A 21,620-nucleotide genomic window follows, 5' to 3' on the forward strand; every position below is an offset into this window, starting at 1 on the left:
CGGTTGAAATACAATGTGATACACCGCGGCGATGACATCTCCATCCAATTGATGCACAGGTTTCACGAATTGATCCGTCAGTACGGGCTCATTCACGAAGAAGCGTCCCCTGATATCGTACTATCCATTGGCGGCGACGGGACGCTGCTTCATGCGTTTCATCAATATAAGGACCAGCTCGATCACATTGCATTTACCGGTATTCACACCGGAAGACTTGGTTTTTATGCCGACTGGAAGCCGGATGAAGTCGAGCTACTTGCCCAACTGATGGGCGAGAGCGCCAATCAAAATGACCTGCGCGCCGTCAAATATCCTTTAGTCGAAATCCAGATCACGACTGCCCAAGGGATTGAAACGGAGCTTGCGCTGAACGAATTTACGCTGAAAGGCGTCGACGCTACGCTGGTTGCCCAACTGCATATTAACGACGAGCTGCTTGAGACGTTCCGCGGAGACGGCATCTGCATCTCCACGCCGTCGGGAAGCACCGCCTACAACAAAAGCTTGGGCGGCGCCATCGTGCATCCGTCGCTCGACGCCATTCAGATTGCAGAGATCGCTTCGATCAACAACCGCGTATTCCGCACGCTCGGTTCGCCGATCTTGCTGCCGAAGCACCACCACTGCGACATCTACCCGCGCGCGAACCAAAATATTTTGCTGTCGCTCGATCATTTGTACATGCAGCGCAACGATATCATCTCGATCCGCAGCCTGGTCGCCGCCGGCAAAAAGGTTAAGTTCGCCCGCTTCCGTCCGTTTCCGTTCTGGAGCCGCGTACGCGAAGCGTTCATCGGCTATGACATGGTTTGATTACGCTGCAATTGACTGGCGTAAAAAGACCCGGTGCCCGTCCTCCCGCACTTTCGCAGGGAGACGGTCATCGGGTCTTTATTTGTCGTTACGCCTACACGCGAGACGATTCCGGCTTGGACTTCGGCGGGTTTTGGGAGGGCTGTCCGCCTTTCGGCTTGGACGCGTGCCCCTGCTGCCTGTTCTGGCCCTGGCCTTGATGCCGACCCCCGGATCTTCCCTCGCCCTGCCGCGCAGAACCGTGCTGCGATTTGGACTGGTTTTGGCCGCCGGACTGCTGGCCTTGCCCATGGCGGGAACCATACGTCTTGCCGGACGGGTTGTGCCGTTGATACTGCGGCGTGCGGGGGGCCGCAGCAGCGGCCGTGTCCTCATGTCCGTGCACGGAGGCTTCGGCCGTTACAGCGGGCTGTGCGCCTTGTTCCGTCCCTGCGCCTGCCTCGGCTGCCGGACTATCCTCGTAGAAATCCCCCGGCGATCCGGTCGGCTCCACTCCGCTCTTGTTCGGCACCTTCTCAATGATGAAATAGGCGCAGCCAAAATTGCAGTATTCGTTCAAATAATCCTGAAGCGTGGAGATCATGCTGTCCTTCGTCGCTTTCGGATGGTTGTCCTTAAAAAATCCGCGCAGCCGGAGCTGGCTGTAGCCCCAGTCGCCCACAATATAATCGTACCGCTCCAGCACCTCGCTGTACCGGTCGCGGAACGCCTCGAAACGCCAGCCGTTCTTATGATCAACGACTACTTCGTACGTTTTGCCCGCAATATGAATCACCGTATCACCTCCCGAAGTTTACGACTGCTTCGCCGATTGGACCTGTTCATGCGCATGATACGAGCTGCGAACGAGCGGGCCGGACTCCACGTGGCTGAACCCGCGTTTCAATCCTTCCTGCTTCAACTCTGCGAATTGCTCCGGCGTGTAGTACTTGGATACCGGCAAATGCTTGAGCGAAGGCTGCAAGTATTGGCCGATCGTCATAATGGAGCAATCGACGGCGCGCAAGTCGTCCATCGTCTGTAAAATTTCGTCCCATGTCTCTCCGACGCCGAGCATGATGCTCGATTTCGTCGGGATCGAAGGGGCGATCCGCTTGGAACGCTCAAGCAGCTCCAGCGAACGGTGGTATTTGGCCTTGGCCCGCACCTTGTCAGACAGCCGTTCCACCGTCTCCACGTTGTGGTTTAAAATATCGGGCTTCGCTTCGAGCACGGTGCGAAGCGCTTCCTCGTCCCCTTGAAAATCGGGAATAAGCACCTCGACTCCGGCCAGCGGCAGACGCCCCCGAATCGCCCGGATCGTCGCGGCGAACACCGAAGCCCCGCCGTCCTTCAGATCGTCCCGCGCGACGGAAGTGACGACGACATGGCGCAGGCCCATCTGCTCCGACGCCTCCGCGACGCGCTCCGGCTCCTGCAGATCCAGCTCCGTCGGCATCCCGGTATTGACTGCGCAAAATCGGCACGCCCGCGTACAGATGTCGCCCAAAATCATAAAGGTGGCGGTCCGGGCCGCCCAGCACTCATGGATGTTCGGGCACTTCGCTTCCTCGCATACCGTGTGCAGCGTTTTGCCGCGCATCATGTTTTTCAGCTCTTTGTAGTTGTCTCCCGTCGTCAGCTTGATTTTCAGCCATTCGGGCTTGCGTTCTATTTGATGAGTCGCCATGGATGCACTCCTGTTCCGCAGCAAGCTTTTCTTGTGCTTGGATTTGAAGCTATTATAACACGAATAGGCCAACAATCCACTTTCGAAATTACTTTGGGATTGGAAATATGGTACACTGAGGAAAGGGTCAGGGAGCGGGAGGTTCGAACATTTACGATGATGAACATCGACAACATACTTAAGTTGGTACAATCCGGCGATCTGGATATCGCCGAAGCCAAACGGCTGCTGGAGGAAGGGCTGTCCGGGGCGCATACCGCCCCGGCCGGTCGGCCGGAAACGGCCGTACAAGCCGGAAGAACGCAGGAGCAACCGGCAATGGATAAAACAGTAAAAGACGCCGGGGAGAAATCAGCCGGAGACACGCCGATGCGGCGCAAGGCATCCTTCCTATCGCTTTCGGAGGATGCCGTTGACGACAGTCTCGGTTACGCTCAGCTTGATCTGAGCCGTCCGGCACGGACCGGCTTCCCCGAGGTCATCTACGGGGAAAGCAAATCGGCGGAGCAAATCGCCGCGATCTTCGAGCGGCTGGCCGCCCATACGGACCGCGTGCTGGCGACGCGCGTCGACGCGGATAAAGCCGCCTATGTCGCGGAGCGCATCCCAGGGGTGAAGCATCACCCCGAGGCGCGGGCGCTGACTTGGCTGCGGAGCGGCGAAGCCGTGCCGGACGGCGGCAGCTACATCGCCGTCGTCTGCGCAGGCACGTCGGACGTACCTGTGGCGGAGGAAGCCGCCGTGACGGCCGAGTGCCTAGGCTCCCGCGTGGAGCGCGTCTACGACGTCGGCGTGGCCGGTATTCACCGGCTGTTCCGCCGGCTGCCGGTTATCCGTGGAGCGAGCGCGGTCGTGGTCGTCGCCGGGATGGAAGGGGCGCTCGCCAGCGTCTTGGGCGGCCTGGTGGCCGTGCCGGTCATTGCGGTGCCGACCAGCGTCGGCTATGGCGCAAACTTTCAAGGTGTCGCCGCGCTGCTATCCATGCTCAATGCCTGTGCGCCCGGCATTTCCGTCGTCAACATCGACAACGGCTTCGGCGCCGGATATAACGCCGCACTAATCCACCAAAACGGGACAAAGAGGGATGAAACGTGAAAATCTTGTATTTGGACTGCTTCTCCGGAATCAGCGGCGATATGACGCTGGGAGCGCTTGTCGACGCCGGCGCGGACCGTCACTATATCGAAGAAGAGCTTCGCAAAATTCAAATCGAGCCGTTCTCGCTGGAATGGAGACGCGTGAACAAGCGCGGCATATCCGCGCTGAAGCTCGACGTCATCCTTGATCCGCATACGCCGCCGGCGCACCATCGCCATTACTCGGAAATCGTGGAGCTGATTCATCGTGCCGGCTTCAACGAGCGCGTCGTCAAGCTGAGCCTCGCGATTTTCGAGAAGATTGGGGTAGCGGAAGCGAAAATACACAACATCCCGATCGAGCGCGTTCATTTTCACGAAGTAGGCGCAATTGATTCGATCGTCGATGTGATCGGAGTAGCCTTGGCCATCGATTCGCTGGAGATCGAGAAAATTTTGTCCTCCGCCGTACCTCTCGGCTCCGGCACGGTGCATTGCGATCATGGCATTTATCCGGTACCGGCCCCGGCTACGCTGGAAATGATGAAAGGGCTGCCCATCGCGCCGACATCGTACTCGCTGGAGATGACGACGCCGACAGGCGCAGGCATCGTCTCCGGACTCGTCGACGAATTCGCCAAAGGCCTCCCGCCGATGATCGTGGAGTCGATCGGCTACGGAGCCGGAACGCGCGATTTGCCGAACCAACCTAACGTGCTGCGCGTCGTCGTCGGGCAAGCCGATCCCTATTTAAGCAAGTGGCAAATTCATCACGAAGAGTTCTCGCACGAGCACGTTCACGGACATCATCCGCCGGAACACCATCATCACGAGCACTCGCATGAGCACGGCCATGAGCACCATCATCACGGGCATTCGCACGAGCACGGCCACGAGCACCATCATCATGAGCACTCGCACGAGCACGGCCATGAGCACCATCATCACGGACATTCGCACGAGCATGAGCACGGGCACGAAAAACATAGCCATGACGATCATTCACACGATGAGGAGCACCCTCACGTGCACCACAAGCATGACAATGACGGTCCGGACGATACTTGCATACGGCAATAGGTAAAACGAGCGGCTTTTCCTCCGGGAAAAGGCCGCTTTTTCGTTCTCTGCTTCCCTACGATAGAACGGCCAACGGACGGCTTCCGCCGGCAGAAACGCAAGGACTGCTTCGGGAGAACCGTCCGTTTGCTCGTTTAAGCGCGGCCGCGCTCCATAAACCGCCGCCGCACCTCGTCGTACACTTGCTTGAGCGGCACGCCGTGCGTTTTGGCCGCCTGCTCGCATTCCTTAAACTCCGGGGCGAACTGGACGAGCTCTCCTTCATGGAACCCCGCTTTTACCTGAATGGGCCCCCAGGGCGTATCGACCTTGTGAAGCTCCCTTCCCAGACGGTGGCAAGAGGCCCGCAAATAACGCAAGCCAAGCGTCGTCGTTTCCCGGAAAATGACGTCTTCCATTCGCTTCGCGCCGGCATCGTCAGTCAGTACGTTCAGCATGACGCCGGGGCGCCCTTTTTTCATAATAATCGGAATCCAGTAGACGTCGTTGGCCCCCTGCTCCAGCAGCAGGTCGGTCACGTACGAACAGTATTCCGGATTCATATCATCGATATTGGCCTGCAAAATGAGCATGCGGTCATCTACATGCTCTTCCCGGTGATCAAACGGCATCCGGCATCCCCCCACGCCTCCATCATATCAAACCGGACAAGGGATAAAAAGGCAGCGGCCCGCACATGCTACAGTTAAATGAAACCAGCGTGTCGATACCCGAACGAAGGAGGCAGCTATATCGTATGGCAGCATTCCATGCACGAGTGTTAACCGCGGCGACTCTGTGCGCCGTGCTGCTCGTTGGCCCGGCAGCAGAGGGATTGGAAAACCGGGGGTTCGCCTACGCTCCTGCAGCCAAGACTCCTGCATTACCGAAAGCAAGCAAAGCGGCGAATGGAATGAAAGCCACGTTCGCCGAGCGCAAGGATCTGTTCGACAAAGTCAGTGCGGTTACCGGCATTCCTTGGTATTATTTAGCAGCCGCCGATCAATACGAACGGACGATCAACTTGGCCAAAAAGCGCCCGGCCCCTGACGGATTGATCGCCATTTATTTTACCGATCTGCAGTGGGGCGGCATTCTCAACCCCGACCACGAAGACAAAAATGTGAACAGTATTCAATGGTTCGGAGGAATCGGCAGAGACGGCTCGGGGGATGGCTTCGCAGACCGGATGAACGATCTTGACCGACTGTACTCGATGGCTGTCAACATGCTCAAAAAAGGAAGCGCCGAGGAAGACATCCGCATCGGACTTTGGGATTATTATCAAAATACCCGGAGCGTCGAACGGATTCAGCAATTCGCCCGGATCTACGCCCATTTCGATACGCTCGACCTGTACGAGCACTGCTTCGTCATGCCGCTTAGCGCCGATTATTCCTATCGCAGCACATGGGGTGCCAGCCGCGGCTGGGGCGGATACCGCATCCACGAAGGAACCGACATCTTCGCCGGCTACGGCGTTCCGGTACGCAGCGCCACGTACGGCGTCATCGAAGTGATGGGCTGGAATCCGTACGGCGGCTGGCGCATTGGGATCCGCGATTTAAACAACGTGTATCATTATTACGCCCATTTGTCCCGCTTTAACAAAAAAGAAGTGCAGCAAGGCAGTATCGTGAAGCCGGGGCAAGTGATCGGCTGGGTCGGCAGCTCCGGCTATGGCAAGCCCGGCACGTCCGGGAAGTTTCCGCCCCATCTGCACTACGGATTGTACCGTGACAACGGGCTGACGGAATGGTCCTTTGATCCGTACCCCCACTTGCGCAAATGGGAGCGGGAAGAACGCATGCGGCGCAAGACAACCACACCGTGACGGAGTTCTTCCCGCCTGAGGCGTTATATCGCTGCACCATAATCCGGTACGTAAACGCGGAAGCCGCCGCGAATCCCGTACCGGATTTATTTTGCTTTCGGCTCGACGGACGACTCCTTGCTTCGCGCCTCCGAAGCGTCGGGCTTCGCCGCCGGAACGTTAACATTCGGGAGCGAGATTCCCGGGGGCAGCGGCCCCGACTGGCCGACCGGATTGCCCCGGCCGTCAAAATAATAGGTAGGCACATCCCCGACCACCAGCGAATAGGATACGGGCAGCTCCGTTTCCATCACTTCGGGCGTGGAATCGAATGGAATAATGACCGTCATTTCGACCGTCACATGAACGTATACCTCCACCAAAATCATATTGATGCCGGCGCTCTGATAGCGCGTATTCAGCTCCACCTTGGCCGTGCCTGCAGGTACGAGCCGGATCGGAATATTCGGCCCGAACGATGCGAGAAGCGGCGAATGCATCGCCTGACCGAGCGGGATATGCTCGGGAACGGAGCCTACGGCTTCCAGCTGCTTGGTGACAATATTGACCGTATCGGCGGTAATCCGGCTGTGCTCCGCATAATTTAACATGAAGCCCGTAATTTTGCCGTTGTGGTCGGTACGCCAATCGATCAGCTTCTCGAAGTTGGTGTTCTGCGCCATCCGGTCCGCGATCGCCGAATTAATCGCTTCCGTCGCGATCTGCTTCACGCGCACCCGCGCCAAATGCACCAGCGGTTCCTTTAAATTTCGCTCGACGTACAAATAAGCCTGCATGCAGAGAAGCAGCAGAACGACCAGCACGATCAACAGCGTGCGCTTCAGCTTGCTTTTGCCCGAGGGACTGCTTCTCCATCTGCGCTTCAGCACCGCGGCTCCCCCTTCCCCGGCCTGTACGGCCCGTCTGTTACAGCCTATGCGGACCGGCCGGGAAAAAGACGGCGCGGATGGAAACGAACGTCGCCGCTTTCAGGCTGAAGCAAAAAAACCGCCTTTCGCAAGGAAAGACGGCCGGAAAAAGAGCCTCTCGGCTTTACGGCTTGATACGGAGCAGCCGCATGCCGTTGGCGATCACGATAAGCGAGCTGCCCGTGTCGGCCAGCACTGCCAACCAGAGCGTCGAAGCTCCGAAGAAGATGAGAGCGAGAAAGACTGCCTTAACAAGCAGAGAAAAGGCGATATTTTGCTTAATAATCCGCAGTGCACGGCGGCTTAGCTGTACTGTGTACGCCAGTTTGGACAAATCGTCCGCCATCAGGGCGACATCGGCCGTTTCAAGCGCCGTGTCGGTACCGGCCGCCCCCATCGCGATGCCTACGGTTGCCGTGGCCAGTGCAGGCGCATCGTTCACTCCGTCCCCCACCATCGCGACATGCCCGTGCTCGTGCATCAACTCGCGGACGGCGGTTACTTTGTCCTGCGGCAGCAGCTCGGCGCGGTAGGCGATCCCGCCCAGCTTGGAGGCGGTCGCCTCTGCCGTTCCCCGGTTGTCGCCGGTTAGCATCACCGCTTGACGGATGCCCGCGGCGCGAAGCTGTTCCAATGCCGTGCGGCTGTTCGGGCGAAGCTCGTCGGAGGCCGCGAAGACGGCCCACGGCTCCTTCGCCGTACCCAGCACCATGACGGTGTTTCCTTGGCTTTCCAGCCGCTCCAGCTCCCCTTGCAGCGATTCCAGGGAAATGCCCAGCTCTTGGACGAACCACCGGGGGCTCCCGATAAAGAATAAGCTGCCGCCGACTTGCGCTTTGGCCCCTCGTCCGGGCACGGCGGCAAAATCCGCAATGTCCGCAAGCGGCACGCCCTCCTGCTTCGCTTTTCTGACGATCGCCTCGCCGACAGGGTGCCCTGACCGCGCCTCGATCCCTCCTGCGATCGTCAGCACCTCTTCCGCGGTTCTTCCTCCCAGTGGAATGCATTCCGTCACCTCGGGTACGCCGGCCGTCAACGTGCCGGTCTTGTCGAAAGCGATGGCCTCTACGGCGCCGAGCCGTTCCAAATACGCGCCGCCCTTGATCAATACGCCGTGTCTCGCCGCGTTGCCGATCGCCGATACGATGCTGACGGGCGTAGAAATGACCAAGGCGCACGGGCAAGACACGACGAGCATCATCAGCGCGCGGTAAAACCACGGCCCGAACGGCTGGCCAAGCGCCAGCGCGGGAATCACCGCAATGCCAAGCGCAATAAGGAGCACGGCAGGGGTATAGTACTTGGCAAAGGCGTCGATGAACCGCTGTGACGGCGCTTTCTGCGCCTGGGCGTCCTCGACCATGCGGATGATGCGGGAGAGCGTGTTGTCTTCCACGCGCCGGGTGACCCGGATTTCCAGCGCCCCTTCCCCGTTGATCGTGCCGGCGAACGCTTCGCTGCCCGTTTCCTTGAGCACCGGAACGGATTCGCCCGTAATCGGAGCTTGATTCACCGACGAAGTCCCTTGAATGACCATCCCGTCCATGGCGATTTTTTCGCCGGGCTTCACGAGCAGAATGTCTCCGACTTCGATCTGCCCCGTCGGCAGCTTCATCTCACTGCCTTGCCTGCGGACCAGTGCCTCCTTGGGCGACAAATCCATCAATCCGCGAATCGACCTGCGGGTCCGGTCCATCGTGTAAGCTTCAAGCGTCTCGCCGAGCGAGAAAAGTACCACAACGGCGGCCCCTTCCTCCCACTGCCCGATGCAGCCGGCGCCGATCGCGGCTACGGTCATGAGCAGATCCATGCCGATCGTCCCCGACTTGAGCCCGTAGATGCCGGTACGCGCGATGCGGAATCCGCCGATCACCATAGCCGCGACATACAGCAGCGTGACGACCGACTCCGGCGCGACTTTGGTTGAGGCAAGCAGCCAAGCAACCAAAAACACCGCTCCGGATACCGCCGTCGGCACCGCTTTTTTGTTGCGTTTCCAGAACGGCTGCTCTCCGTAGGTCCCGGGCAGCGTACCGTTGTCGGCGATGGCCGTGTAGCCCGCCTGCTTTACCGTCTGCATGACGGCTTCCCCGGCGGTCCCGTCATGAATGACGGTCATTTTGGCGGCCCCGTAATTGACCGAAGCGATCCGGACGGTAGCCAGCGCCCCGACCCGTTTCTCCAGTTTCCGCGCGCAATCCGCGCAGTCCATTCCTTCGATGCGGTACACGCTGGATATCGCTCCGGCCGCCGCAGCTTCCGCAGCCGCCGCGGCTAGGGCGGCGTTGGCCGCTTCCTCCGCCTCGTGGCTGCTTCCGCAGCCGCAGGCGCCGTGATCGTGGCTATGGCTATGGCCGTGGTCGTGGCTGTGGTCATGATCGTGATGATCCCCGCAGCCGCAAGCGTCATGGCTGTGGCCGTGATCGTGATTGTGACTGTGATCATGACCTTGTTTATGATCATGGCTGTGACTGTGATCATGATCATGCTCGTGCTCGTGGCCGCACCCGGCGTCATGCCCATGCTTAAGCTCCTGGTCGTGCCGGGGATCGCCGTTTCCATGAACATCAGGCTTGCTGCCGTGCGGCGTTCCGGACCCGCAGCAGGATGGTTTGCCGGACATATCTCCATCTCCTCTATGCAATACATGATTAATTGTTCATACGTTTATTACCATCTTATGTCATCCAGCGCAGATCTGTCAACCGTCGTTCGCCCGTATTTTGAATCAATGATGAAAAGAAAAATAAAAAAGCAGGAGGATCTCCCCCTGCTTTAGTATGCTCACTTACCGCTAGCCGTGCTTGACGTGCTGCAGCATCTGCACGAAAATTTGCTCGATGTGCTCGTCGTCGAGCGAGTAGAACACCGTCTTCCCTACTTTGCGCCGCTTCACGATACGCAAATTGCGCAAATAACGAAGCTGATGCGAAATCGCCGACTGCCCCATTTCCAGAACCAATGTCAGGTCATGCACACAGAGCTCTTTTTGCAGCAGCGTATATATAATCTTCACCCGCGTCGGGTCGCCCAGCGCTTTGAATACGTCCGCCAGTCCGGCCGCCGTCGCTTCCGGGATCAAACTTTCCTTCAAATCTTCAATCTGTGAGGTTCCCTCACAGGTCTCATCGCATTGATCTTGCAGCATTTTTTCCAAGACACAACACCGCCTTCATCCTAATCAAGCTTATCCGTTGTTCCCATTATAACAGAAAACGAATGGGTTGTCGGATCTCCTTCGAGCTTAGTAGTAATAATTATAATTTAGCTTCTGAAATTTGCAACCCCCTCTTGACTCTCTATGTATAGCTGTTATATATATAGTATAACAATTATAACTGCAAACTTGGGGGAACAGCATATGAGCAAACGATGGAATCGCAGCATGCAGCAATTGGCCGTCGGTTCGCTGCTTGCAGCGACGATCGTCCAACCGGTAAACGCCCTGGCGGAAAGCGAACCTGCCAAGCAGATGAGCGCCCAAGAAGCGGCTGCAGCCGAGGAAGCCGATACCGGCTCTTCCAGTGCACTCGCACGGATGGTCCCGCTGCGGGCCGTCGTCGAAGCCATCGGCGCGGAAGTCGAATGGGACGCGGAGAACAGGCTGGTTACCGTCACCCGGGTCGCAGTCAAGCTCGCTGTAAAAATCGGCGAACGGAAAGCAACCGTCAACGATTCCGCAACGATGTCCATGACGCAGGAAGCCGCTATCGTTAATGATACAACGCTAATTCCGCTGGATACGATCCGGCAAGCCTTTCAAGTCTCCATCGAGTGGGACGACGTAAACGGACTGGCCCTCGATCCTTCCGATGTGACCGCAGCGGGGAGCCACTTCGTTTACCTGCTGCAAAACGGTCAATTTCAAGCGGCAAGTCTGATGCTAAGCGACAAGCTGCGGGCAGCGCTGCCGGAAGCGAAGCTTGCGAGGTACTGGTCCGGCAATATCGGCATCTTAGGAGCGCCAAAACGGCTCATCTCGCTCAAACGGGAAATCACGGCGGTCCAGCACAACGCCCTGCTCGGCTATAGGACGGAAAAATCGACGCCGCTGGGCATCGCCGTCCGGTTCGATGCGAACGGCAAAATCGACGATATTTTCATGCCGCTTTCTCCCGCAGGCAATTACCGCAAGCCGGATTACGACAAACCGGAGCTTTATTCGGAGGAAGAAGTGACGGTCGGCGAAGGTGAAGCGCCGCTCCCCGGTACGCTGACGCTGCCGAAGGGCGAAGGACCGTTCCCCGTCGTCGTACTCGTCCACGGCTCCGGGCCGAACGATCGCGACGAAACGCTCGGCAGCTACAAGACGTTCCGCGATCTGGCCGTCGGTCTGGCCGCCAACAACATCGCCGTGCTCCGTTACGAGAAGCGGACGCGGGTGCATACGCTCAAGAGCGCGCTCCATCCGGCTTTTACCGTCAAGGAAGAAACGGTTGACGATGCGATCGCCGCGGTGCATATGCTGCAAAAAGACCGCCGCATCGATGCGAAACGCATCTTCGTCCTCGGTCACAGCCAGGGCGGGATGCTGGTCCCGTCCATCATCGAATCCGAGAAGCAGAAAAGCATTGCCGGAGCGATTATTATGGCCGGCCCTTCCCGACCGTTAGAGGATATAGTTCTGGAGCAAAATAAACAAGCGCTCGCATGGGCGAAAGAAGCGGGGCTGCCGACCGAAGGGCTGGAGCAGCAGGTGAAAGCGATGGAGCAGCAAGTCGCTCTTTTGAAGGACCCGCAATATTCCGTTGCGAACCTACCGAAAAATTTTGCGCTGGGCAATCCGGTCTGGTGGTTCGACTTCCGGAACTATCGGGGCGGCGAAATCGCCAAGCATCAATCGACGCCGCTCCTCGTTCTGCAGGGCGACAACGATTTTCAAGTGACAGCAAGCAATCTGGACGGCTGGAAGTCCGCCTTATCTGCGCGCCAAGATGTCGTTTACAAGCTTTATCCGAAGCTGAATCACGGGTTTGTCGAGTCCGAGCAGCCTTCCACCGGCAAGGAATACGCCCTTCCCGGCAACGTGCCATCCTACGTGATTGACGATATCGCCGGGTGGCTGACAGGCAAAAACTAATTTTGAGCCCGGACTACGGGGTTTACCCCGGAAGCCCAAGGTACGAGGGGATTCTATGATTATTAAATTGGATTTACAGTCGGAGACTCCAATCTATGCCCAGTTGATGAATCAGATTCTCGAAGGCATCGCGAGCGGCGCCTTGAAGCCCGGCGAGGCGCTTCCGTCCGTGCGCAGCCTCGCTTCGGATATCGGCATCAATCTGCACACCGTGAATAAAGCCTATACGCTCCTGAAGCAGGAAGGTTTCATTCAAATTCACCGTCAAAAAGGGGTTGTCGTCCAGCCGGACGGCATGCCTCAGGTAACCGAGGCGTATAAAAATAAATTGCGCGAGCAGTTGACGCCGATCGCAGCCGAGGCCATATGCCGCGGCATGCGCGAGGAGGAGCTGCTCGGGTTTATCCAAGGCATTTTCCGCGAAATCAAAGGGAACTAAGGAGGGGGCTATATGCATATTGGAATCGCTTTGCTGGTCGCGACCATTTTTGTGCCGGTCATTGTGATGCTGGCCGGTTTGCCGTATTTTACGAGAACGACGAATCATTTTGGCGTATCGATCGATTCGCGGCATTATCACGATCCCGAGCTGCAATCGATGCGACGCCGCTATGCCTGGTGGAACGGGGCGATCGGAGCCGTGCTTCTCATCGTTTTCATTTTCGTCATTCAGCGAACGAACGAGACGCAGCAGGGGCTGTTCATCATCGGCTTCACCTTAGCGCTTATGGCGGCGGTGGCAGTCAGCTTTCTCGTCTATTACAACAAAATGAAGCGGTGGAAGGCGGCGCGTCCCGCACAGAACGCCAGCGCCCGGTTCATTGCCGTCGATACCTCGTTCCGGAACCGGAAAACGACGTATTCCGATTGGTGGTATCTGGTTCATCTGGCCTTCGTCGCTCTGTGCGCCGGCATTGCTTTGTGGAATTACGACAAGCTTCCGGACATTCTCGTGTCGCGGTACGATTTGCAGGGCAACCCGACAGCCACCCAGCCGAAAACGTATTGGAACGTCTTTTTCCCGAACGTGATGCAGTTGGTCATGATCTTCATCTTCGCGTCCATCAATACGGTGATCCGCAAAAGCAAACAGCAGATCGACGCGAATGCGCCCGAGCAATCGCGCGAGCAGAACATCCGGTTCCGCCGGATCTGGTCTCTCGTGTTAATGATCATGGGCTTCTTGATGCTCGTGCTGTTCTCGTTCATCCAGTTTTTCTTGCTATTCCCCTTCAACGGCTCGGTACTCGTCACCGTGGCGATCACGATTCCCGCTCTGATACTGATCTTGGTTCTCGTGGTCTCATTCATTACCGGGCAAGGCGGGAGCCGTCTCGGCGGATCGAGCGCAACGGACGAGAAGCTGGTGCCCGGGGCGGCCGATGACGACAAGTATTGGAAGCTGGGATCGATCTACTATAATCCCGACGACCCTTCGCTGTTTATCGAGAAGCGGGTCGGTATCGGCTGGACGATCAATGCAGCCAGGCCGATGGCGTGGGTCATTATGCTGGCGCCGCTCGTGCTGATCGGGGTGATCCTTATCATTGGGGCGATCAAAGGCTGAGTCCGGGCTACGGTTCTCGGGATATCGGGCAGACGTTGAATCGGACTTCGAAGTTAGATAGCGCGGCGGCAATCCGTCCCCTGAAGGCGGGCTTGCTGCCGTTCGTTGTTCATGGCCCCAATACGTGTGCGGCTTGACAATTGGAGAGGCATAACTATAATTTTGAGTAGATACTCAATTTTTTTGAAGGAAGGACGAATGATGGCGAGAGGCGAAAAGAACGATCCCGAGCTGAAAAAACAAAAAATCGTCGCCGCGGCCCTCCGCCTTTTTTCCGGGAAAGGCTACCACGCGACAACGACCAAGGAAATTGCAGAGGAAAGCGGCGTAACGGAAGGCTTAATCTTCTACTACTTCGGCGGCAAGCGCAAGCTGCTCATGCATATCGTCCACAGCTTCTCCTTCGCACTGCTGGCGCAGGACGGCGCGGACCGGTGGAAACGGCTACCGCTGGATGAAGCGCTGGTACAGTACGGATGCCGGTACCTGCAATTTTTGAAGGAGAACCGGGAGTACCTGCTGCTGATCTGGTCCCCGGAGATGATGCGGGATGAGGCCGTTTCTCAGGAAGTGCTCCGGCTCATCGGAAGCATCGGCGCCTCCGGCAGCAGCATTTTGAAGCAGTCGGCCCCCGTTGGGCAAATAAGCGAGCAAACCTATCACGTTGCCGCAACGATGCTTAATGCGTCGATTTTGCTTTATTTCGCGCTGCATTCCCGCTTCGGCAGCGAGATGGCCGTGCTGGGCGACGAAGAAGCTTATATTCGCCAACTGGTCGGCCTGCTGCTCTACGGCCTTTACAAGGGTGATGTGTAATGCGTTCCGTTGTAAGGCCAAATTTTTTTAAGTAATTTTTGAGTGTTTACTCAAATTCAACCTAATAAGAAACAAACCAAGGAGGAATCAAACATGCTCGCTTTGCTGAACGATTGGATTTCCCTGCGCACGTTGATCTGGCTCCTGCCGGTTGCCTTCTTCCTTCATGACGGCGAGGAAATCGTCACCGTGGAACGCTGGATGCGGCCGTGCAAGCACACCCTAGCCCCTTGGATGCAGCGGGCGCTGAACTGGGACAAAAGCATTACCGTTCAATTCGCGACAGCGGTCGCGTTGATCGGATCGCTCGTCTGCTTAGGAGCGGGCATTGCCGCAGCGGCGGTGGAGGACGGCGGGAAGCTCGGCCCCGTCTTCGTCGGCATGGTCGCAGTGATGCTGCTGGACGGTATCAAGCATGTCGGCTTATCACTGGGGAAGCGGAGCTATACCGTCGGAGCCGCGACGGCCGCGCTGGTGGAAATCCCGTACGCCTCGTACGCCCTTTACCGCTTTTATCAGGCGGACTTGGTAGAGCCAGCCGCCCTAGGGCTCGGCATCGCCATCGTCCTCCCGCTCGTGTTTCTTCTGATCGGTATCGGGTTTACGCTCGGCCGGTGGGTCGCGCCCTATCGCAGGTCTGCAGCGGAGGCTGGGCAGAGAACGGACAGCTACTAACCGGACAGCTCCGGCTTCTTCTAGCAATACAGCCCGCCATGGTCCGTCCATTCCACATATTGCCCCTCCTGCGATCGTTGCAAGAAAAGCCCTCCTTCGGAAAAGAAAGAAGTGTCCTTCCTTACCGGGAGAGGGCATCATTTGATCCCGTAGAATTACCCGTTAAGCCACTTGAAGAACCAATGCAAGAAGACCAGCGACCTGATAACCGCTAAGTAACGAAGCTTTCGGGGCATACGAATCCACAGCTTCAGCATGCGCATGCTGTACCTCTGCTCCGCTCTTTTGCTCATCCCATCGAGCCATCCTCTTTAATTCAGCCTCGAACAAACCAGCTCGCCCGTCCGGGCATCGATCCAACGGATTTCCCGGCCCTTTTCCTTATGCACCAGTTGGTACTTCAAAACGTAACGGCGCCTTTTGCCGTTGCCTGAGTAATCTATTTCCCACCCCAGCTTCAGGTCGAGAGCTTCCGCATAAATCCGGCGCGCCTCCGGCTCGTCTATGAGCGGTATAACCTCGACGGCCTGCAATTGGGCCGTATTGACGGACGGGCCCATCACGTGTCCGATCTGTCCCGACGTCTTGTTGACGGACAACCGGATATGCTCCAGCTCCAGCCAAACACCCTGCTTCCCGATGCGGAAATCGAAATGCTCCCTGTCGGAACTGGACGCTTCCTCCTGCTGCCGAAGCTGCAAAAACGGCGCCAGCCCAGGCTGCATACGGGCCAAAAATCCAAGCGCGATATCCAAGCACGCGTCCCGTGACAGCCTCAGCTCCCTTGGAATTTCCTCTTCGAAACGAATAAACGACACCAGCTTTCCGCCGACCTGATCGATCTTCGCTTTCAGCGTCTCTTCCGACCGCTGCCGGAAAAAGGCGTCCAGCGAAGTGTCCTCTGACACAGCCGGCTGCCAATCGCGCCGCCGCCAGACGATACCGGTCATGCGGTCGTCCATTTCCACTTCTCTCAGCAGCTCGTACCGGTCCGGATCGATGCCGAGCAGCGCCTGAACGTCCTGCGCCGTCCGGATGGCCGGAGCTTCGACCGCGGGCAGCTCGGGAACAGGCAGCCATACGGCCGGCTCCTCGGATTCCGCGTCTTCGTCGGCCGCTTCGCGGACCTCTTCCGTCCCGTCCGCCCGGAAATGCATCCAGCGGCTGCTTGGTTCATAGACCAGCCTTAGCTCATCCTTTTCCGTATCGTCGACGGACTTGTGAAGGAAATCCAGCCGCAGGTCCAGTCTGGCCGTATCCGCAATCTGGCGCAGAAGCTGCTCCTTGGGCACAAGGGACACCGGGACTTTCGGCTTCGTCTGCCGGCCGAAATACCGAAAGTCGCTGACGATGCCGCTGCGGTGAACCTTGACCCGGAAGCCCGACATCGGCAGCGGCAGCCCCATAACCTCCTGCTCATAGAAGAATAGCGTCCCGGAGTCAACAGACTTGGTGCGCGTCAAGGAAAACGGGCTTCAGCGCGCCCGGGTAATGGTCGAGCACAAACTTCTCCGCCCGAAGCCGCAATTGTTCCGCAGACAGCTCCGGCAAATCGCCGGCCGCCTCCTCCACATCGATCGTATACTCGACCAGATCCCCTTGAGCGTTAAGCTCCACGGACATGCCGTTATCCTTGCCGGGCTTGCTCCATACGGGGTCCTCGCCCGCTTTGGTCCAGACGAACATCGCCCGTCCGCCTTCCCGCTTGTCGTCGTGATAATCCGCAATCGTAAGCTCGTACGCTGCCGGGATGCCGAAGAGCTCCTCCGTCCGCAGCTTTAACTCGGCCAGCTTCCGCTGCAAGGCTTCCTCGACGGATAATTCGGAGATTCCGGCCGCTGGAGACAGTCTTGAGTCTGCCGGTTCGTTCGGGTCGGCGTATCGTTTGCGCAATTCCTTCAACCCCCTGTGCAAAATGGTTTTCACCGTGCCTGTCGGCTTGGGGAGCAAAACGGCGATCTCCTCGATCGTCATATCGTGCCAATATTTGAACGCGATCACCTGTCTCTGCTTCGGCTCCAACTGCCGGACCGCCGATCGCAAGTCCAGACAGTCGTCGGGATCGGGAGCACAAACCGGCTGACGTTCGGCCGCACGGCTATCGTCCGGCACCAGCCGCTGCCGTTTATCCAATGCCGTCAACGCGCAGTTGATGACGATACGAGTCAACCAAGTGGCGAAAAACTGCGGCTGCTTCAGCTTCGGCAGTCCGACAAGCGCCTTGTAGATGGCCTCATGGACCACATCCTCCGCGTCCATCTCCTGACGCACGTAATAATAGGCAATCCGGCGCAGGCGGTCCTGCTGTTCCTCGATCAGAGCCAGAAAGGCCGCGTGATTTCCCGCTTGGGCCGCTCTGACCCGGTCGCTTCGGTTCATGTCGTTTCCCTCCTGTGTATACCCTTTAGACCGGCGAGAGCGCATTTAGGTTTCAGCAGTTTCGAAAAAAACTCGTTTAGCCGACTTTGAACTTTCTCCAGGTGCCCGTATGTGTGGCGGGTGCCCCCAGGCATACGCTCGATTCGCGTTGCCTGGCGGCCTTGCTCAACAGCAGGCTTATTCGACATATTTATACATTTTATCCCAAAAAAATAATTTCCCCTCTAACGCTATCAACCTTACTTCCAAACGCCCCTTGGCACGTCGTTCTTTTGACCTACGGTTTCATCCTCCCGGGCACACGCCAGCCGATAATTTTTCAGCCGCCCTCCACTGGTTTAACCTATGGTTATTTCATTAACGGCCTTCCCGTTATTTTCTTTTTGAAAACGAATACATTTTATTAAAATTGTATTGAAAACACTGGTATATTGTGGTAGCTTGGTAATATATTTTTACATTCTTAATATTACAAATCACCCAATAATATTTTATCACACCTAGAATTTGGGACGGGCACCATTTCCTACACGGCCTTCCTCCATGCTCCCGCCGTCCCCGAGCCGCTAGTCCTGCTGCTCTATCTACTCCCTACTTCATTAGAACCTGCATAACCAACGCGGCAGTTGATGCGTCTTGCGTAATTTTTGCCAAGGGATCACAGAACGATTCATCGTCGTTCTTGATTATATAAAATAATGAAAAAGGAGCGAGCTTATGAAGATTCGCAAATGGCTGGCTACAACGGTCATCCTGACTGTTGTCGGCGCAACGGCAGCCGGATGTACTGGCGGCAACACCGGTACGAACACCGGTACGGGAACTGAAGGCGGCGACAAGAGCGCTGCCCCCAAGCAGGAGATCACCCTTAACTTCAGGACGGAACCGGGGGCGATGGACGTCTCCAAATCGACGCAGGTGGCAGCGTTTACCGTCATGAACGCCGTTAGCGAAGGGCTGTACCGTCTGAATAAAGACGGCAAAGCCGAGCCGGGGCTGGCGAAAGACATGCCGAAAATTTCGGCGGACGGTAAGACGTATACGATCCAGCTCAAGGACAATTTGGTCTACTCCGACGGCCAGCCGGTCAAAGCCGAGGATTTCGTCTATTCGTACCAGCGTACGCTGGACCCTTCGACCAAAGCGTTGTATGCGTTTATGGTGGCTTGGGTTAAGGGCGGGGCAGACGTACAAAAGGCGAAAACCCCGGAAGAGCTCGAAGCGGCGAAGAAAGCGCTCGGCGTCAAGGCGCTGGATGATAAAACCGTTGAAATCACTTTGGAACGCCCGATTCCATTCTTTACCGAGCAGTTATCCTTCCTTCAATTTTTCCCGCAGCGCAAAGACATTGTCGAGAAATACGGCGACAAAAACGGCGGAGACGCAGACTCCGCCATCGGCACAGGTCCGTTCAAGCTGGCCCAGTGGGACCATGAGCAGCAGCTCGTCTTAGTCAAAAACGATAAATATTGGGACAAAGATAAAGTCAAGCTGGAAAAAATCACGCTGAACATCGTCAAAGACGAAAACACCGGTCTGAACCTGTTCCAAACCGGAGCGACCCAGTTGCAAAACATCACCCGCGAGAGCATCAACCAATGGGAAGGAAAGCCGGAATTCGTTCTGCAGCCCGAGTTGTCTTCCTGGTATATTAAGCTGAGCCAGGATAACGTCCCGGCCTTCAAAAACAAAAAAGTCCGTCAAGCGCTGGCGCTTTCCATCGACTCCAAAGCGTTCATTGAAACCGTTACAGGCAAAGGCCCTGTCCCGGCTACCGGCTTCGTACCGAACGGAACGAGCGACGGCAACGGCGCAGAATTCCGCAAGAAAGCGGGCGATCTGAGACCGAAATACGATCCGGCCAAAGCGAAGCAATTGCTGCAAGAAGGCTTGAAGGAGCTGGGCGTAACGCAGCTGCCGAAGTTCAAGCTTCAAGCGGACGACAACGGGGTCGGACCGAAATCCGTCGAGTTCATCCTCGCCCAATGGAAGCAAAATCTCGGCATCGATGCCATCGGCGAGCCGGTTCCGCACAAGCTGCGCGTAGATAACGAGAACAACCACAAACACGAAGCGTCTCTTTCCGGCTGGAGCGCCGATTACAACGATCCGATGACGTTCCTCGAAATGTTCGTGACCGGCAACGAATTCAACGATGCCGGTTGGTCCAATGCCGAATACGACAAGTTAATTAAAGGCGCGCAAGTCGAGATGGACAAAGCGAAGCGTTCCCAGTTAATGGTCGACGGCGAAAAAATACTGATGGAGGAAATGCCGCTCATCCCGAACTACTTCCGCTCCCTGAGCTGGCTCAAAGACCCGAAGCTGCAAGGTGTGGTCTTCCCGCCGTATGCGCTTGAATATGAACTCAAGTGGGCGTATGTGAAGTAAGCCCGAGCTAAAAAAGGCGAAAGCCGTCCTTCCCGTTGAAAAACCAACGGAGGACGGCTTTTTTTCATGAAGGCGCCATTGTTAGACCCAGGGCTTCGCCTTATAATCAGGGTATCGCTTAACAGCAGCATTAGCTGCCCGAAAGGAGAGTCCCGCATGGTATCGGCTTCATCCCGCCCAAGAGCGGTCATTATCGGCGCCGGTATCGGCGGATTGTCCGCAGCCATTGCGCTGCAAACCACAGGATGGGAAGTTTCGGTCTACGAGAGGACGCGCTCCCTGTCAGGCATCGGCACCGGCTTCGTCCTCGCCGCCAATGCCATGAAAGCGCTGCGGCAGCTTGGAGCGGACGAGCAGGTAAGCCGCCTTGGAGCCCCTGTACGGCAAGCGGATATTTATACATCGGACGGACGGCGGCTGGTGTCGCTTCCGACAGACGAGCAAGCCCGGCGCTACGGGGCACAGAGTTACCTGATACACCGGGCCGATCTGCATTCCGCTCTGCTCGGCCGTCTGGAGCCCGGGACGGTACATACAGATAAGAAATTGCGCCGCTGGGAGCAGAACGAGCGGAGCGTCAAGGTCGTCTTCGAGGACGGCACGACCGCCGAAGGGGACGTGCTGATCGGCGCCGACGGCCTGCACTCCGCCGTTCGGGCGCAGCTTTTCGGCGATAGCGCCCCGCTTCGTTATGCGGGATATACCGCGCTGCGGGGCATTGCGCACTGGCAAGACGAACGGTACCCGTTTGAGCAGGGCGGCGGCTTCGAAGCCTGGGGGCCGGGCAAGCGGTTCGGCGTATCGGCGATCGGGCAAGGACGCATCTTCTGGTTCGCCGCTGTCAACGCACCGCAAGGCCAAGAGCTTCCGCCCGCTGAGAGAAAGGCCGCCGCGCTGCGCCGGTTTCGCGGCTGGATGGAGCCGATCGAGGCGCTGATCGCCGCGACTGATGAGGCCTCCATCCTTTCGCACGATATTTTCGACCGCCGGCCGCTCGCCGGCTGGAGCCGGGGGCGCGTGACCTTGCTCGGCGACGCCGCGCATCCGATGCTGCCAAACCTCGGGCAAGGCGGAGCGCAGGCGATGGAGGACGCCCTTGCGCTAGCCCGCAGCTTGCGGCAGATGTGCGGCACGCCGGGCACTCCCGATGCCGCCGCCGCTCTGCAGCAATATGAGCGGGAGCGGTTCGGACGGACCGCGCTGGTCGTCCGCAGGTCGCGCACGATGGGCCGGATGGTGCAGTTCGCGCACCCCGCCGCCATTGCCGTCCGGAACCGGCTGCTTCGCCTGCTCCCCGCCCGGATGCAAATCCGCCGCCTGGACTGGCTGGTCGGGTATGAACCCTGAACC

The 21,620-nt window shown here is 57.6% G+C and carries 20 protein-coding genes; 11 read left to right on the forward strand and 9 right to left on the reverse strand.

Annotated features, from left to right (window positions below; genetic code table 11):
- Window positions 1-3: 3 nt before the first annotated feature.
- Entirely contained in the window at window positions 4-816 is an 813-nt protein-coding gene (locus ET33_RS33720) for an NAD kinase (RefSeq protein ID WP_036692900.1), read from the forward strand.
- 94 nt (window positions 817-910) lie between these two features.
- Here the strand turns inward: ET33_RS33720 and ET33_RS33725 are convergent, their stop codons facing one another.
- Together ET33_RS33725 and lipA are read right to left on the reverse strand one after the other, a co-directional pair.
- A complete protein-coding gene (locus ET33_RS33725; protein WP_036692905.1) occupies window positions 911-1,591 on the reverse strand; it encodes a YutD family protein in 681 nt (226 codons plus the stop codon).
- 18 nt (window positions 1,592-1,609) lie between these two features.
- Window positions 1,610-2,485, reverse strand: a complete 876-nt coding sequence (gene lipA / locus ET33_RS33730; protein WP_036692909.1) for a lipoyl synthase — start codon at window positions 2,483-2,485, stop codon at window positions 1,610-1,612.
- Window positions 2,486-2,641: 156 nt separating this feature from the next.
- On the opposite strand from lipA, the gene larB reads away from it, so the two are divergent.
- Together larB and larC are read left to right on the forward strand one after the other, a co-directional pair.
- A complete protein-coding gene (gene larB / locus ET33_RS33735; protein ID WP_036692914.1) occupies window positions 2,642-3,580 on the forward strand; it encodes a nickel pincer cofactor biosynthesis protein LarB in 939 nt (312 codons plus the stop codon).
- Window positions 3,577-4,641, forward strand: coding sequence for a nickel pincer cofactor biosynthesis protein LarC (larC, locus tag ET33_RS33740; RefSeq protein WP_036692917.1), 1,065 nt, complete (start codon window positions 3,577-3,579; stop codon window positions 4,639-4,641). Before larB ends, larC begins: the two co-directional genes overlap by 4 nt.
- A 134-nt stretch (window positions 4,642-4,775) precedes the next feature.
- On the opposite strand, the gene larC2 is transcribed toward larC, so the two are convergent.
- Window positions 4,776-5,252 (reverse strand): nickel pincer cofactor biosynthesis protein LarC2, encoded by a 477-nt coding sequence (gene larC2, locus ET33_RS33745; RefSeq protein ID WP_036692922.1) that lies wholly within the window; start codon window positions 5,250-5,252, stop codon window positions 4,776-4,778.
- A gap of 125 nt (window positions 5,253-5,377) precedes the next feature.
- Here larC2 and ET33_RS33750 point away from each other — a divergent pair, with 125 nt between their 5' ends.
- A complete protein-coding gene (locus tag ET33_RS33750) occupies window positions 5,378-6,454 on the forward strand; it encodes a M23 family metallopeptidase (protein WP_036692926.1) in 1,077 nt (358 codons plus the stop codon).
- 86 nt (window positions 6,455-6,540) lie between these two features.
- On the opposite strand, the gene yunB is transcribed toward ET33_RS33750, so the two are convergent.
- The 3 genes from yunB to ET33_RS33770 all read right to left on the reverse strand — a co-directional run bounded on the left by yunB (window position 6,541) and on the right by ET33_RS33770 (window position 10,510).
- Window positions 6,541-7,323: a sporulation protein YunB gene (gene yunB, locus ET33_RS33755; protein WP_036692929.1), complete on the reverse strand. Its 783-nt coding sequence runs from the start codon at window positions 7,321-7,323 to the stop codon at window positions 6,541-6,543.
- Window positions 7,324-7,486: 163 nt separating this feature from the next.
- Complete coding sequence (locus ET33_RS33760) at window positions 7,487-9,985, reverse strand: heavy metal translocating P-type ATPase (RefSeq protein WP_268808347.1); 2,499 nt, start codon at window positions 9,983-9,985, stop codon at window positions 7,487-7,489.
- A gap of 171 nt (window positions 9,986-10,156) precedes the next feature.
- Entirely contained in the window at window positions 10,157-10,510 is a 354-nt protein-coding gene (locus ET33_RS33770) for an ArsR/SmtB family transcription factor (RefSeq protein WP_407668131.1), read from the reverse strand.
- Window positions 10,511-10,723: 213 nt separating this feature from the next.
- On the opposite strand from ET33_RS33770, the gene ET33_RS33775 reads away from it, so the two are divergent.
- From ET33_RS33775 to ET33_RS33795, 5 genes are all read left to right on the forward strand, one after another.
- Window positions 10,724-12,442 carry an alpha/beta fold hydrolase gene (locus ET33_RS33775; RefSeq protein ID WP_051776015.1) on the forward strand — a complete coding sequence of 573 codons (1,719 nt, stop codon included), beginning with the start codon at window positions 10,724-10,726 and terminating at the stop codon, window positions 12,440-12,442.
- Window positions 12,443-12,497: 55 nt separating this feature from the next.
- A complete protein-coding gene (locus ET33_RS33780; protein WP_036692944.1) occupies window positions 12,498-12,881 on the forward strand; it encodes a GntR family transcriptional regulator in 384 nt (127 codons plus the stop codon).
- A 12-nt stretch (window positions 12,882-12,893) separates the two neighbouring features.
- Window positions 12,894-14,009 carry a DUF1648 domain-containing protein gene (locus tag ET33_RS33785; RefSeq protein WP_036692947.1) on the forward strand — a complete coding sequence of 372 codons (1,116 nt, stop codon included), beginning with the start codon at window positions 12,894-12,896 and terminating at the stop codon, window positions 14,007-14,009.
- 201 nt (window positions 14,010-14,210) lie between these two features.
- On the forward strand, window positions 14,211-14,825 hold the full coding sequence (locus ET33_RS33790) for a TetR/AcrR family transcriptional regulator (RefSeq protein WP_036692949.1): 615 nt from the start codon (window positions 14,211-14,213) through the stop codon (window positions 14,823-14,825).
- A gap of 93 nt (window positions 14,826-14,918) precedes the next feature.
- Window positions 14,919-15,500, forward strand: a complete 582-nt coding sequence (locus ET33_RS33795) for an HXXEE domain-containing protein (protein ID WP_051776016.1) — start codon at window positions 14,919-14,921, stop codon at window positions 15,498-15,500.
- Between the two features lie 155 nt (window positions 15,501-15,655).
- Here ET33_RS33795 and ET33_RS39080 read toward each other — a convergent pair whose 3' ends face one another.
- The 3 genes from ET33_RS39080 to ET33_RS40130 are packed head-to-tail and all read right to left on the reverse strand — an operon-like array spanning window position 15,656 to window position 17,879.
- Entirely contained in the window at window positions 15,656-15,793 is a 138-nt protein-coding gene (locus ET33_RS39080) for a hypothetical protein (RefSeq protein WP_161783589.1), read from the reverse strand.
- An 18-nt stretch (window positions 15,794-15,811) separates the two neighbouring features.
- Complete coding sequence (locus ET33_RS40125) at window positions 15,812-16,963, reverse strand: YcdB/YcdC domain-containing protein (RefSeq protein WP_235206889.1); 1,152 nt, start codon at window positions 16,961-16,963, stop codon at window positions 15,812-15,814.
- Window positions 16,941-17,879 carry a sigma-70 family RNA polymerase sigma factor gene (locus ET33_RS40130; RefSeq protein ID WP_235206890.1) on the reverse strand — a complete coding sequence of 313 codons (939 nt, stop codon included), beginning with the start codon at window positions 17,877-17,879 and terminating at the stop codon, window positions 16,941-16,943. Before ET33_RS40130 ends, ET33_RS40125 begins: the two co-directional genes overlap by 23 nt.
- Before the next feature lie 717 nt (window positions 17,880-18,596).
- Here ET33_RS40130 and ET33_RS33810 point away from each other — a divergent pair.
- Window positions 18,597-20,270 (forward strand): peptide ABC transporter substrate-binding protein, encoded by a 1,674-nt coding sequence (locus tag ET33_RS33810; RefSeq protein ID WP_036692952.1) that lies wholly within the window; start codon window positions 18,597-18,599, stop codon window positions 20,268-20,270.
- 156 nt (window positions 20,271-20,426) lie between these two features.
- Window positions 20,427-21,617, forward strand: a complete 1,191-nt coding sequence (locus ET33_RS33815; RefSeq protein ID WP_036692954.1) for an FAD-dependent monooxygenase — start codon at window positions 20,427-20,429, stop codon at window positions 21,615-21,617.
- Window positions 21,618-21,620: the final 3 nt, after the last annotated feature.

Origin of the sequence: Paenibacillus tyrphae (assembly GCF_000722545.1) — a bacterium.
Lineage (GTDB): Bacteria > Bacillota > Bacilli > Paenibacillales > NBRC-103111 > Paenibacillus_G > Paenibacillus_G tyrfis.

Coding starts and splice junctions, on each gene's coding strand:
- larC2 (WP_036692922.1), bottom strand. CDS start 5,252: ATGCCGTTTGATCACCGGGAAGAGCATGTAGATGACCGCATGCTCATT.
- ET33_RS33790 (WP_036692949.1), top strand. CDS start 14,211: ATGGCGAGAGGCGAAAAGAACGATCCCGAGCTGAAAAAACAAAAAATC.
- ET33_RS33775 (WP_051776015.1), top strand. CDS start 10,724: ATGAGCAAACGATGGAATCGCAGCATGCAGCAATTGGCCGTCGGTTCG.
- ET33_RS39080 (WP_161783589.1), bottom strand. CDS start 15,793: ATGAGCAAAAGAGCGGAGCAGAGGTACAGCATGCGCATGCTGAAGCTG.
- ET33_RS33770 (WP_407668131.1), bottom strand. CDS start 10,510: ATGCTGCAAGATCAATGCGATGAGACCTGTGAGGGAACCTCACAGATT.
- ET33_RS33785 (WP_036692947.1), top strand. CDS start 12,894: ATGCATATTGGAATCGCTTTGCTGGTCGCGACCATTTTTGTGCCGGTC.
- larB (WP_036692914.1), top strand. CDS start 2,642: ATGATGAACATCGACAACATACTTAAGTTGGTACAATCCGGCGATCTG.
- ET33_RS40130 (WP_235206890.1), bottom strand. CDS start 17,879: ATGAACCGAAGCGACCGGGTCAGAGCGGCCCAAGCGGGAAATCACGCG.
- ET33_RS33780 (WP_036692944.1), top strand. CDS start 12,498: ATGATTATTAAATTGGATTTACAGTCGGAGACTCCAATCTATGCCCAG.
- ET33_RS33760 (WP_268808347.1), bottom strand. CDS start 9,985: ATGTCCGGCAAACCATCCTGCTGCGGGTCCGGAACGCCGCACGGCAGC.
- ET33_RS33815 (WP_036692954.1), top strand. CDS start 20,427: ATGGTATCGGCTTCATCCCGCCCAAGAGCGGTCATTATCGGCGCCGGT.
- lipA (WP_036692909.1), bottom strand. CDS start 2,485: ATGGCGACTCATCAAATAGAACGCAAGCCCGAATGGCTGAAAATCAAG.
- ET33_RS33795 (WP_051776016.1), top strand. CDS start 14,919: ATGCTCGCTTTGCTGAACGATTGGATTTCCCTGCGCACGTTGATCTGG.
- ET33_RS33750 (WP_036692926.1), top strand. CDS start 5,378: ATGGCAGCATTCCATGCACGAGTGTTAACCGCGGCGACTCTGTGCGCC.
- ET33_RS33810 (WP_036692952.1), top strand. CDS start 18,597: ATGAAGATTCGCAAATGGCTGGCTACAACGGTCATCCTGACTGTTGTC.